A 12823-nucleotide genomic window follows, 5' to 3' on the forward strand; every position below is an offset into this window, starting at 1 on the left:
TCGGGTCTGCCCGCCGACCGCGTACACGGCACCTGGGGGCAGCCGAACAGGTGGTACGCCTGCCCATCGCGACACGGGCGTCGAAGCCGCCGTTGCCCTTGCCCGGGTGGACACCCACGGTGCCGCGGAGTCGACCGCGAGCCTGTCGGGCGGCCCGTCGCCTGTGACGTCACCGGGGTCGGCGCCTCGGGTCGAACCGGCAAGGGGCCTACCGAGCCGGAGTACCGTGCGACCGCTTCCACCACCGCAAGCCCCGTCGCCGGCCGCTCTGTTGTCAGTGCCGGCTGCCACGATCGGACGCATGACGACGATCGACTGGGACGCCGCCGCGGACACCTTCGACGACGAACCCGACCACGGGCTCCGCGACCCCGCGGTCCGCGGGGCCTGGGCGGAGCGCATGCGGCACTGGCTGCCGCCTGCGCCCTGCGACGTGCTCGACCTCGGCTGCGGCACGGGCAGCCTCGCCCTGCTCGCCACCGGGCAGGGCCACCGGGTGACCGCCGTCGACCTCTCGCCGCGGATGGTGGAGGCCGCGCGCCGCAAACTCGCGGGCACGGGGGCCGAGGTGCTGACGGGCCCCGCTGAGCGGCCCCCGGTGGGAGACCGGCGGTACGACGCCGTGCTCGTGCGCCATGTGCTGTGGGCGATGGAGGCCCCCGAGGTGGCCCTCACCCACTGGACCTCCCTGCTGCGCCCGGGAGGGCGGCTGGTTCTCGTCGAAGGGGTGTGGGAGGGCAGCGGACTGCCGGCGGCCCGCCTGATCGCCGCCCTCGGCCCACTCTCCCGGAGGATCGACCACGAACGGCTGTCGGACGTGCCCGGCCTGTGGGGCGGGCCCGTGCACGACGAGCGGTACGCCCTGGTGGCCCGGATCGCCCCGGCCGGGCCCGCCCGGGAAGCCGGTGCCGCCCGGGGCCCGGACGGCGAGGACACGGGGACCGCTCCGGTGCGGCAGGGCGAGGACGGCCACGCGGCCCCGGCCCGGCACAGCGAAGTCGTCGACGTCCATCTCGTCCTGCGCCGAGGCGACGAGGTCCTGCTCGCCCGCCGGGCCGGGACGGGCTACGGGGACGGGCTGTGGAACGGCCCCTCGGGCCACGTCGAGGAGGGCGAGGACGTGCGCGCGGCCATGGTGCGCGAGGCGCGCGAGGAGATCGGCGTCGAGTTCGCGCCGGAGGATCTGCGCGTCGCGCTGGTGATGCAGCACCGGGGGCCCGGAGACCCGCCGCGCACGGGCTGGTTCTTCGAGGCGGACGGCGCCGGCGGCGACGAGCCGTACAACCGGGAGCCCCACAAGTGCTCGGAGCTGGCCTGGCATCCCCTCGCCGCGCTCCCGGACGACATGGTCGCGTACTGCAGGGCCGGGTTCGAGGCGTACCGGAGGGGCGAGCGCTTCCTCCTCCACTGGCACGAGGACGACGACCCGATCGCCCACGACCCGGGCCTTCCGGACCGTGCGGTGCCGCTGCCGGCGACGCGCGTCATTCCAGCAGCCGGGTGAACCGGCCCTGGCGCGCGAGGAGTTCCAGGGTGTCCAGGGCTCGTTCCGCCTCCTCGGCGGCCCGGGGGTCCCGCTCGGCGAGACCGCTGGCGGCGAACTCGTCCTCGTCCAGCCGCAGGACCAGCGTGCCGTCGGCCGACACCCACAGATCCAGGTCCAGATCCTCCACCACCAGCTCGTCCCGGGACACCAGGGCGGGCCGGGTGATGTCGGTGTACCAGCCCTTCAGCGTCCCGTCGCCCGCACGGACCTCCTTGACCGCGTACCAGCGGTCGCGCCAGTAGTGCTCGGTGAAGACGTCACCCGGTTCGAAGCGGACGAACCCGAAGTCCTTCACGTCCTCACCCGCCCACGGCGCACGGACGGTGATCCGGGTGCCGTCGTCCGCGACGACCGCCGCCGGGTAACGGATCTTCGTGCGCCCGGCCTTGACCAGGGCCACGTCGACCCAGGACTCACCCCAGCGTGCGGACATGGCGCACCTCCGTCGCGCAGATCTCGTAGCCGAACCACTCGTTGACGGCAAGCATCGGGGCGTTGCCCGCGTCGTTGCCGGTGAACGCCTCGGTGAACCCGGCGTTCCGTGCCCGGTGCAGCGAGTCGTTCTTCGCCAGCTTGGCAAGCCCGCGGCCGCGGTGGGCCCGGGCGGTGCCGGTCATGGCCGTCCCGTAGCGGGTCGAGCCGTCCGTACGGGCCGCGCTGAACGCCACCGGGCGCCCGTCCACGACGGCGACCGACGTCAGTTCCGGGCTGAACAGCGGATGCGCCCAGGTCTCGTCGAGCCAGTGCCGGTAGTCCGTGAACTCCGCCGCCACGTCGCCCGGTTCGTCCGCGGTCGTCTCGGCGTCCAGTTCGAAGAGCGGCCGCGGGTCGCCGGCGAACTCGGACGCCGGGACGACCCGCACCCCGTCCGGCGGAGTCCGCAGCGGCGGCAGCGCTCCTGCCGCCAGATCGAGACGGAGGAAGTGCGCCGTGCGCCCGGCCCGGTAGCCCAGCCGCTCGGCGAAGGCGCGATGCCCGGGTTCGTCCAGCACCCAGGTGTGGACCCTGGTGGCACCGGCGCCTGCCAGATACTCCTCGGCCGCGCGCACGACCGCCGAACCCGCGCCGCGGCCACGGCGCTCGGGGTGCACATAGACGTTGGCGTAGCCGACCCCCGGCTCGGGGCTGTCGTGCGCGAGCCCCACCTGCGCCGTGCCGATGATCTCGCCGTCCTCCTCGGCGACCAGCGGCCGGTACCGGGCGAGCGGATGCGCGTGCTCCGTCTCGAACACCAGGGACTCGGGGGTGACCAGCATGAACGGCAGGGCGGCGCGCCGGACCCGGGCGACCGCCTCGGCGTCTCCGGGCGCGCGGAAGGCGCGGACGATCACAGTCATGATGCGGCACGCTACGCGCGCGCCCCCGCGCACGCCTCTCAATTTCCCGAGGGTCCCGAGCGGCGTGCCCGAGGCCCGGAAGTGGGGGACAATCACGTGGTGACCTTGAAAATCGTCATCGACACGGACGACGCCCGCGCGCCCTACGAGCAGCTCCGCTCCCAGATCTCGGCCCAGGCGCGCTCGGGCGCCCTGCCCGTCGGCTACAAACTTCCCACCGTGCGGGGGCTCGCGGAGGAACTCGGCCTCGCGGCCAACACCGTCGCCAAGGCGTACCGGGCCCTGGAGGGCGACGGCGTGATCGAAACCCGGGGCCGGAACGGCACGTTCGTCGCGGCGGCCGGGGACGCGGCGGAGCGCCAGGCGGCGACTGCCGCCCAGCGGTACGCCGAACTGGTCCACCGCCTGGGCCTCTCCCGTGCCGACGCGCTCTCCGCGGTGCAGGACGCACTGCGCGCCACCTACGGGAAGTGAGTCCGTGCGGCCTGCCGCAGCCACTCCCACGAGAGCTACGACCCGGCCGCCCGCCACTGGAATCGGACGGCCCTCAGAGGTACAGCCCCGCGTCCGCCCCGCCGTGCTGGGACGGCACGGACGCCGGCACCGTCCCCCGGCGCAGGGCGTACAACTCCGCCAGCGTCGCGCCCTCGCGGCCGACACCCTCCTCGGTGGCCAGCCAGGACACGGCCTCCTCGCGGGTGAGCGGGCCGACCTCGATCCGGGCAAGGCAGCGGCCCGGCCGGACGACGGCGGGGTGCAGCCGCTCGAGGTCCTCGTTGGTGGTGACGCCCACGAGGACGTTCCGGCCCTGGCCGAGCAGCCCGTCCGTCAGGTTCAGCAGCCGGGACAGCGCCTGCCCCGCGGCGTGCCGTGCCTCGCCCCGGATCAGTTCGTCGCAGTCCTCCAGGAGCAGCAGCCTCCAGCGCCCCTTGGCCGTGCCCTCGTCCTCGCCGATCGCGATGTCCATCAGATAGCCGACGTCGTTGAACAGCCGCTCCGGATCGAGGACGCAGTCCACCTGGCACCAGTCGCGCCACGAGCGGGCCAGCGTCCGCAGCGCTGAGGTCTTCCCCGTGCCCGGCGGACCGTGCAGCAGGAGCAGCCGGCCCGCGATGTCGTCCGGCGTCACCTTCATCAGCCGGTCCATCGCCTGAGCCACCGGGGTCGTGTAGTTGGGACGGACCTCGTCCCAGGTGCCGGCGCTGATCTGGCGGGTCGTGCGGTGCGGGCCGCGGCGCGGGGAGACGTACCAGAACCCCATGGTGACGTTGTCGGGCTGCGGCTCGGGCTCGTCCTGGACGCCGTCCGTCGCCTGCCTGTGCACGTTCTCGGCGAGTTCCGGGCTGACCGCGGTGACCGTGATGTCCGCCCCGCGGTTCCACCGTGAGATCAGCAGGGTCCACCCCTCGCCCTCGGCGAGCGTCGCGCTCCGGTCGTCGTCACGTGCGGCGCGCAGCACCCGGGCGCCCGGCGGCAGCAGTGTGGCGCCGGGCTTGACCCGGTCGATCGTCGAACTGTGCGAATACGGCTGCTCGCCCGTCGCGAAGCGGCCGAGGAACAGCGCGTCGACGACATCCGACGGCGAATCGCTGTCGTCGACGTTGAGCCGGATCGGCAGAGCGTGCTCAGGGGTGGCGGTCATGGCGCCATGATCCGGCACGTCGGCCCTCGGTGCACGGCCTTTTGGGGCGTGCCGCCGCTCTCCCCGACCGCACTCGGGTGCACCGATCCGGGGCACTCATGTACGCAGCAACCGGAGCGCCCTCCTCGTCCGGCGGACGACCGCGTACCCCTTGGTGAGGGCCCGGTCCCCGGCGAAGTCGCGGGCGACTCCCCGGCCCTCGACGAGCCGTTCGAACTGCTCGGCACCCGTGGAGCGGCGCACGGTCACCCGCTCCAGGGCGTACGGCCCCTGGCGGCGGCGGGCCAGAGCGTTCCCCACGGCCAGGGACTGCGCGAAGCCGGCGGCGCGCACCGCCTGTCGGACCCGGCGGCTGGAGTAGCCGTACGGGTAGGCGAACGAGACCGGCGCGTCGCCGAGTTCCGCGGCGATGATCTCCCTGCAACGCAGCGACTCGAACCGGAGCCGTCGGTCGTCCAGCTGGTCCAGCTGCGGATGGGTGTGCGAATGGCCGCCGATCTCCGTGCCCGCCGCGGCCAGTTCCCTCACCTGTCCCCAGTCCAGCATGGTGTCGGGCGCGCCGCCCTCCTCGTGCGCACCCCGCAGCCAGCCGGTCGACACGAAGAGCGTCGAGGCGAAGCCCAGCTTGTCGAGCACGGGAAGGGCGTGCCGGTGCACGCCCTCGTAGCCGTCGTCGAAGGTGATCAGCACCGGCCGGGGCGGCAGGGGTTCGCCGTGCCGCCAGGCCCGGCCGAGCCCGGCGGTGGTGACCGGGGTGAACCCGCGCTCGCCGAGCAGTTCCATCTGTTCGGCGAAGGCCCCCGGCGCCACCGAGAGGCCGTGGACCGCCGGAGCGGGCCGGTGCGCTATCGCGTGGTACATGAGGATCGGCACGGCCTCGTTCATGGCGTGCCCCCTTCCAGCGGGGCGTGGGCGGTGATCGGGCCGTGCGAGAACGCCACCCCGGACCGGGCGTGTGCCCGCGCCACCGCGTACCCGGCCGCGGCCGCGGCGACGCCGGCGACGATGGCTCCGGCGCGGCCCGCACCGCCCGGGCGGCCCAGCAGGGCGTCGCGCAGACCGCGCACGACGCCCGCCGGGAGCACACGGGTGGTGTACCGGCGCTCGGTCTCGAGGCCCTTGCCGCTGCCGACGCTGTGCGAGACGAGGGCCTTGGACAGCCCTTCGGCGTAGGCGCGGGTGCGGAAGTAGCGGAAGCGCTCCCGCTGCGCGGGGACCCTGTGGTGGATGACGGCGCGGTCGTCGATCAGCAGCACCGCGTCCGGTAGGGCCCGGCCGAGCCGGATGCAGAGTTCGGTCTCCTCGCAGCCCAGGGGCCGTCTGTCGGCGTCCCGTCCGATGCCGGTGGCGAATCCGCCGGCGGCGTCGAAGGCGGTGCGGCGGAAGGACGCGTTGCCGCCGAGGACGTTCCGGACCGGGACGCGGCCGGGAGGAAGCCCCCGGTACGTGCACCCGACGACCCAGTCGAACTCCTCGGGGAACCACACCGGCCTGCGGCCCGAGGCCCAGAGCGGCAGGGTCCTGCCGCCGACGGCCATGACCCGGGGGTCGTCGTACCCCTCGGCGAAGTGCCGCAGCCAGTCGCGCTCGGCCACGGCGTCGTCGTCGAGGAAGGCCACGAACTCGCCGCGGGACACGGCGATACCGGTGTTGCGGCCGGCGGAGAGGCCGCGGGGGCCCGCGTTGGCGAGCACCCGCACCTCCTCTCCCGGTGACGCGCTCCCGTGTCCGGAGGTGAACTCCTCGGTGAGGCGGTCCAGCAGCCGGGGGTTGTGGTCGACCACGACCAGCGTCTCCAGCGCCGGGAGCGACTGCCGGCGCACCGACTCCACGGCCGTGAGGATGTCCGTCCAGCGTTCCTCGGTGTAGACGCAGATGACCACGGAGAACGTCCGGTGGTTCAAGAGACCTCTCCTCGTGGGGCGTTGAGGCCGACTGCGGGACCGCGGCGGGAGGCCCTGCGGACCCCCTTCTCCCTCAGGATCACTTTGAGTACCCGCAGACCGTCGCGGACGGCCCTGAGGTTGCTCATGCCGTGGATGCGGAGGTACTCGTGACTGGGGACCTCCTGGACCCGCAGTCCGGCCTTGACGACCCGGATGTTCATCAGGGTCTCGATCTCGAATCCGGTGCAGTCCAGGGCGATGCTGTCCAGGCAGTGGCGCCAGAACGCGTTGTAGCCGTAGCAGAGGTCGGTGTAACGGGCGCCGAACTTGGCGTTCACGATGCCGCACAGGACGCGGTTGCCGAGCTTGCGGACGGGGGTCATGTCGTCGGTGCCGCCGCCGTTGGCGAAGCGGGAGCCCTTGGCGAAGTCGGCGCCGCCGACCAGGGCGGAGACATAGCTGACGATCTCCTGGCCGTCGGCGGAGCCGTCCGCGTCGACCATGACGATGATGTCGCCGGTGCAGGCCGCGAAGCCGCTGATGAGGGCGTCCCCCTTGCCCTTGCCGGCCTGCTCGACGACCTTGACGCCGGGCCACAGCGCGCGGGCGACGTTCACCGTGTCGTCCGTGGAGTTGCCGTCGACGAGCACGACCTCATGGATCCACTCGGGCAGGGTCCCGAAGACGTGCGGGAGGTTCTTGGCCTCGTTCATCGCCGGGATCACGACGCTGACCGGCGGTGCGATGGCGAGGTGGGAGGAGATCGGACGGTACTGGGCCGGTACTCGGCCGAGCGTGGCCGTGGCCGTCGCCATGACCGGTGCGGGCGCGCCGGCCGTGGTTGTCGGATCGTGAGGACCCGGGACCGCCGGGCGCAGGAACGAGCTCATGAGTCGGTTTCCCTCTCGTCCGGTGGACCGCCCACCCCCGGGCGGTCCGGATGAGTGTCCGGTTCGAAAGGGGGGTTGTTCTCACCCCGGCCAGGACGGCATGGATCTCCGCACAGGCTGGGCGAGCTGGCATAGCTGGCCGCGCGGTACGCGACTCGGCACGAGTGCGACCGAGCACGGCACCCCCCTACCGCGCCCCGCCACGGACCGTCGCGACGTCAGACCCCTCCCCAGGAGTCGCCTTTGATGGTCCGTTGCGGGCGGATGTACGACGGTATTGATGATTGGGACTGTATGACAAGACCTGGCCGTAGGGCGCACTTTTCTCCTTGTTTTGCCTGCGCGTACTGAAATGCACAAACCTGTTACGCAATGCGGTACCTGAGGGGTGGAAAGCAATTGCAGTGACGGCCGGGATGAGCGCTTTTCGGGCGGAGGGGTGCTCAGGCCGTACCGGCCGTGCGGCGGGAGGGTGTGAAGGGCGCGTACGGGGCTGATCCGAGTGCCACGAGCGCCGCTGCCGCGGCACCCGGGCGGGAGTGCGGCGGTGTGTGCCCGAGGGGGCGAGTGGGTGCCGGGGGATCGTTTGCCCCGGCGTGTTTGCTCGGAGATGGGGCGTATTGCCGGAATGCTGGGCTCCGCCCCACCCGTCGTTCCGGACGGGTCGTCAAGATCCGCCGGGCAACACCCCTGTTGCCCGGCCGCATTGTTCTTGGCATGGACACTTCCGGTGAACAAAGGGGCATGCTACGACAGTTGAGCAGAGATCCTGCTAATGGGAGGTTCCATGAAACTGTCCCGAATCGCGGCAATCTCATCCTCACTCCTCATCGGTGCGGCCCTCGCCCTCACCGGCGCGGGCCAGGCCCAGGCCGCACAGTCCGCGGCCGCGGTCGACTACGTGGCCCTCGGCGACTCGTACTCGTCGGGTCTCGGCGCCGGGTCCTATCTGGGCGACAGCGGCTCGTGCAGACGCAGCAACCGCGCCTACCCCGCCCTCTGGGCGGCCGCCAACTCACCCTCGTCGTTCGCCTTCACGGCCTGTGCGGGCGCTCGTACGGGTGATGTCCTGGCCGGCCAGCTCGCCCCCCTCAACTCCGGTACCGACCTCGTGTCCATCACGATCGGCGGCAACGACGCGGGCTTCGGCGACGTGATGACGACGTGTATCCTGCAGTCCGAGAGCACCTGCGTCGCCCGGGTGCAGGAGGCCAAGCACTTCGTGGACACGACCCTCCCGGCCCGGCTCGACTCGGTGTACTCGACCATCAGGTCCAAGTCGCCGTCCGCCCGGGTCGTCGTCCTCGGCTACCCCCGCATGTACAAGCTCAACGGCAGCTGCATCGCCGGACTCACCGAGAAGGAGCGCGCCGCGATCAACGGCGGAGCCGACCACCTCAACGCCGCGCTCGCCAAGCGCGTCGCCGACCACGGCTTCACCTTCGCGGACGTCGTGCCGTCCTTCACCGGGCACGAGATCTGCTCGGGCGCCTCATGGCTGCACAGCGTCAACTGGCTGAACATCGTCGAGTCGTACCACCCGACCGCCTCCGGACAGTCCGGGGGCTATCTGCCGCCGTTCCGTTCGGCGGCCTGACCGGACCCCTCCGAGTACGACGGCAGACCCGGCGAGGACGGGGTGCCCGACGGGGACTCCTCCTCGCACGTCACCGAGAACGCCACCCACTGCGACCTGACCGCGACCGGACTCCCGATCTCCACCCGGATCCGGTCGTGGTGCACCGCACCCTCGGTGTACGTCGGTTCCACATGATCGATCTCCCGCGACCTCCCCTCGCCCGAGGGGAAGTCGAGCGTCTTCCAGCCCCCGTCGGAACTCCGGCCGCTCCCGGTCACCCAGCGGTACCCCACGGAGACCGGGGTGCTTCCGACGGTGACCGCCGCCCGGAACGCGGGGGCCTTCGCCTCGAGCGGGGGACACGCCCCGCGGTACTCCGCACGGATCGCGTGGACCCGCACGTGCACGCTCTGCCGCGGCCGCTCCGTGGGCGAGGGGGCGCCACCGGTCGCTGACGCCCCGCCGTCGCCCGACGCCGCAGGGCCCTCGTCGCCGGAGGGTGTCTCCGGACCGGACGCCGAACCGCTCCCGACCGTCGTACCGCCGCTCCCGGAACCGCGGTTCGCCCCGCTGCCGTTCGTCCCCCCGGCCCCGCCGCCCACGCTTCCGCTTCCGCTTCCGCTTCCGTCGTCCAGCAGGGCGTAGGTGAGACCGCCCAGCGACAGGGCCAGGGCGGCGATCCCGGCGGCCAGTACGACGGCCGCGCGCCGCGGTCGGTCCGCCGACGGCCCGCGACCGCCCCGGGCCGGGACCGCCGTCGTATCCGTGGGAGGGCCGAACACCCCGGCCGGTGCGACAGGGGTGACCGGCGCGGCGGAGACCGCGGTCGCCGCGGTGGCCGCGAGGGGACCGGAGCCCGCCGGAGAACCGGTGCGGGGCGTGCCTCCCGCGCCGAAGACCCGGAGCAGCCGCTCCGCCTCCTCCGCGGACATCCGCTCCGCAGGCTCCTTCCGCAGCAGACCGGCGATCACCGGCTCCAGCGCACCGGCCCGGCGCGGTGCGGGCAGTTCCTCGTCGACGACCGCGCGGAGCGTGCCGAGCGGTGTGTCCCGGCGGAACGGCGACCGCCCCTCGACCGCCGCGTACAGCAGGACTCCCAGCGCCCACAGGTCCGATGCGGGCCCCGGGGTGATGCCGAGTGCCCGCTCCGGGGCGAGGAACTCGGGCGAGCCGACGAGTTCGCCGGTCAGCGTCAGTCCGGACGAGCCCTCGACGGAGGCGATTCCGAAGTCCGTCAGCACGACGCGGCCGTCGTTGCCGAGCAGTACGTTGCCCGGCTTCACGTCCCGGTGCAGTACGCCCGCCCCGTGGGCCGCGCGCAGGGCCGTGAGCACCTCCGCCCCGATGCGGGCGGCGCGCTGCGGGGCCATGGGCCCCTCCGCGGCGAGCGCATCCGAGAGCGAGATTCCGCGGACGAGCTCCATCACGATCCACGGCCGTCCGTCCTGCATCGCCACGTCGTAGACCGTGACCACGTTGCGGTGCGAGATCCGGGCCGCGGCCCAGCCCTCGCGCTCCAGCCGGGTGTAGAGCCGCCGCACCTCGGCGGCTCCGAGCCCGGCGGGGGCGCGGACCTCCTTGACCGCGACCTCCCGTCCGAGCAGTTCGTCGCGGGCGCGCCAGACGACGCCCATGCCGCCCTCGCCCAGCCGGGCGAGCAGGAGGTAGCGCCCCGCCACCCGCGTCTCGCCGTCCAGTCCGCCGCCCGGCACCTCGCTCATGACGAGCCCCCCATCCGCAGCAGAGCGACCATCACGGTGGAAACCCTTCCAAGCTAGCTCAACTCATCGCTCCTGCGGCCCCCCTGAGCGCCAATCCGCATCCCAGGACGACCACGGTGAGCGCCGTGGCGATGGGTGCCGAACGCTGGACGAGGCCGGCCAGCCTCCCGGCCGCCCGCCGCCGTGCCAACCGCGCCGCGATCCGGCCCCCGAGGCGCACGACCGCGAAGCCGGCCGCGGTGAGGGTGAGGGCCAGCCCCGCCCCGTACGCGACGACGAGGAGCAGCCCGAACCAGGCGTGGCCCAGTGCCGCGGCGCCGACGAGTACGACCACGGCGGAGGGACTGGGGACGAGGCCGCCGGCCAGACCGAGCAGGATGCTGCGGCGCAGTGGCCGCTGCCGCTCGGAGCCGCGGCCGGGGTGGTGCCCGTCGCGGATGACGGGTTGGTGCCCGTGCCCGTCGCCGATGACGGGTTGGTGCCCGTGCCCGTCGCCGATGACGGGTTGGTGCCCGTGCCCGTCGCCGATGACGGGTTGGTGCCCGTGCCGGTCGCGGATGACGGGTTGGTGGCCGTGCTTGTGTTCCGGCTCGTGGTGGTGTCCGTGGCCGTGCTCGTGTTCCGGCTCCTGGTGCCCGTGCCCGTGCCCGTGCCCGTGTTCGCGCGTGTGCTTCCGGGCGCCGTCGTGGGCCAGCTGGTGACCGTGGTCATGAGCGTGGCCGTGGCCGTCGCCGGTGGAGTGCGTGTGCGTGTGCGTGCTGAAGCGTCCGCCGCCGAGCCAGTGGACGTGCGTGTGCCCGCGCCCCTGCGCCCGGTCCTGCCACGCCCGCCGCGCCAGCAGCGCACCCGCCACCGCGACCACGATCCCGCTCGCCATGCCCAGCCAGCCGACGACGGCCGGGGTGACGGCCGACCCCGCGACGATCAGGGCGCCCAGGGCGAGGACGCCGAGGGTGTGGGTGACCGTCACCGAGGCGCCGAGCGCCAGCACCTCCCGCAGCGAGTTCCGGCCGCCCGCCGCTGCCGCCGCGGCCATCAGGGTCTTCCCGTGACCGGGCGCGAGCGCGTGCAGGGCCCCGAGTCCCAGGGCGACGACCAGAGCGAGCGCCCCGAACGGCACGGTGAGGTCGCGCCGTTCGACCAGACCCGTCAGGGCCCGGGTCCAGCGGTCGACCCCCCGCGGCAGCACGGACGGGGGCGCCGCCGCTGCCCCCTCGCCGAGCGCGGGTCCGCCGGGTGCGGCCGTGAGCCGTGCCGAGGTGCGGGACGGCGGGGACTCCAGCAGCCGCTGCGGGTAGCTGGACAGCCGGCGCGAGACGGACTCGCCGGGTACGTCGGACGATGCCAGTGTCGTGCGGTCGCCGCGTGCCGTGATCTCCCGCCAGCCGGCACCCTCACCGGGTGCGGCCGTGAACGCCAGATCCGTCCTGCCGCCCGGCAGCGGCGCGCGCATCCCGCACTCGACGCGGAGGGTGGGCAGCCCCGCCTGGCCTGGCCGGACGGAGGCGCGCGCCGTCCCGGCTTCGAGCGGCACGGCCCGGCCGTCCACGAGCAGCCGGGCCTCGCGCGCAGCGACGGCGCAGCGGTCCTCCGCCCAGGCAGCCAGCGCGGCGGGCGCCGTCTCCCGCGGCCGGATACGCGCGGTCGGGATCTCCGCGAGGTCCTCGACGTGGTCGACGCGCAACTCCCCTTCGGCGACGACGAGTCCGTCGTAGCGGTTCACGGAGAAGTTCCCCAGCGGGTGGGCCGCGGCGGGCGCGCCCGTCCCGACGAGCAGGGCGGCCGTCCCGGCCGCCACCAGAAGCGCGGCCCGGACCGCGTGCCCCCGGCCGCGCCCCCGTACGCCCTCCGGACCTCCGCGTGCCGCCCGTTCGTGTGCTGCTCGCACGTCCCTGGGGCGGGTTGCGGAAGTCCCGTCTCGCCGGGAACGTCCGGCACGCACCCCCTCCCCGCCCTCCGGGCGCGGGAGGCGTGCCCTCGCGGCGCCGTCGGTCGTCGGCGCCGCCCGCTGCGCTCTCCTCCCTCCGCCCTGCGACCGCACGCACCGGATGCCCCCGCCCGGCGGGCGGACGACGAGACCCTCGGAACACGCCCCGGTGCCGGGGGTCCCCGGCCGCGACCCGGGTGCGCTTTCACGCACGACGCGTTCCCGTGCCGCGCGCACGGCCCTCCTCGGGTGCGGCGCTCGCTCGCGCCGCGGGCGGCCGGGGCTTCCCGGCCGC

At 73.8% G+C, this 12823-nt stretch carries 11 protein-coding genes; 3 read left to right on the forward strand and 8 right to left on the reverse strand.

From position 1 onward, the window contains the following. Positions 1-301 precede the first annotated feature (301 nt). Complete coding sequence (locus FEF34_RS31085) at positions 302-1504, forward strand: methyltransferase domain-containing protein (RefSeq protein WP_138056123.1); 1203 nt, start codon at positions 302-304, stop codon at positions 1502-1504. Here FEF34_RS31085 and FEF34_RS31090 read toward each other — a convergent pair. Continuing rightward, a complete protein-coding gene (locus tag FEF34_RS31090) occupies positions 1485-1979 on the reverse strand; it encodes a DUF402 domain-containing protein (RefSeq protein ID WP_138056124.1) in 495 nt (164 codons plus the stop codon). The two genes, FEF34_RS31085 and FEF34_RS31090, sit on opposite strands and share 20 nt — an antisense overlap. After that, entirely contained in the window at positions 1960-2883 is a 924-nt protein-coding gene (locus FEF34_RS31095; RefSeq protein WP_138056125.1) for a GNAT family N-acetyltransferase, read from the reverse strand. The genes FEF34_RS31090 and FEF34_RS31095 overlap by 20 nt, the downstream gene beginning before the upstream one ends. 99 nt (positions 2884-2982) lie before the next feature. Between FEF34_RS31095 and FEF34_RS31100 the strand changes: the two genes are divergently transcribed. Further along, positions 2983-3357 (forward strand): GntR family transcriptional regulator, encoded by a 375-nt coding sequence (locus FEF34_RS31100; RefSeq protein ID WP_171053165.1) that lies wholly within the window; start codon positions 2983-2985, stop codon positions 3355-3357. Between the two features lie 73 nt (positions 3358-3430). Here FEF34_RS31100 and FEF34_RS31105 read toward each other — a convergent pair whose 3' ends face one another. The 4 genes from FEF34_RS31105 to FEF34_RS31120 form a co-directional block, all read right to left on the reverse strand. After that, positions 3431-4525 carry a DUF5925 domain-containing protein gene (locus tag FEF34_RS31105; RefSeq protein ID WP_138056127.1) on the reverse strand — a complete coding sequence of 365 codons (1095 nt, stop codon included), beginning with the start codon at positions 4523-4525 and terminating at the stop codon, positions 3431-3433. A 96-nt stretch (positions 4526-4621) separates the two neighbouring features. Then, positions 4622-5410 carry a polysaccharide deacetylase family protein gene (locus FEF34_RS31110; RefSeq protein WP_138056128.1) on the reverse strand — a complete coding sequence of 263 codons (789 nt, stop codon included), beginning with the start codon at positions 5408-5410 and terminating at the stop codon, positions 4622-4624. Continuing rightward, positions 5407-6429 carry a glycosyltransferase family 2 protein gene (locus tag FEF34_RS31115; protein ID WP_138056129.1) on the reverse strand — a complete coding sequence of 341 codons (1023 nt, stop codon included), beginning with the start codon at positions 6427-6429 and terminating at the stop codon, positions 5407-5409. The genes FEF34_RS31110 and FEF34_RS31115 overlap by 4 nt, the downstream gene beginning before the upstream one ends. Further along, positions 6426-7301: a glycosyltransferase family 2 protein gene (locus tag FEF34_RS31120; protein WP_138056130.1), complete on the reverse strand. Its 876-nt coding sequence runs from the start codon at positions 7299-7301 to the stop codon at positions 6426-6428. Before FEF34_RS31120 ends, FEF34_RS31115 begins: the two co-directional genes overlap by 4 nt. A 787-nt stretch (positions 7302-8088) precedes the next feature. On the opposite strand from FEF34_RS31120, the gene FEF34_RS31125 reads away from it, so the two are divergent. Then, complete coding sequence (locus tag FEF34_RS31125) at positions 8089-8898, forward strand: SGNH/GDSL hydrolase family protein (protein ID WP_138056131.1); 810 nt, start codon at positions 8089-8091, stop codon at positions 8896-8898. Here FEF34_RS31125 and FEF34_RS31130 read toward each other — a convergent pair. Together FEF34_RS31130 and FEF34_RS31135 are read right to left on the reverse strand one after the other, a co-directional pair. Further along, positions 8868-10601, reverse strand: a complete 1734-nt coding sequence (locus FEF34_RS31130) for a serine/threonine-protein kinase (protein WP_138056132.1) — start codon at positions 10599-10601, stop codon at positions 8868-8870. The two genes, FEF34_RS31125 and FEF34_RS31130, sit on opposite strands and share 31 nt — an antisense overlap. Before the next feature lie 58 nt (positions 10602-10659). After that, a complete protein-coding gene (locus FEF34_RS31135) occupies positions 10660-12489 on the reverse strand; it encodes a hypothetical protein (protein WP_171053166.1) in 1830 nt (609 codons plus the stop codon). Positions 12490-12823: the final 334 nt, after the last annotated feature.

The sequence above is a fragment of the Streptomyces marianii genome (assembly GCF_005795905.1).
GTDB lineage: Bacteria > Actinomycetota > Actinomycetes > Streptomycetales > Streptomycetaceae > Streptomyces > Streptomyces marianii.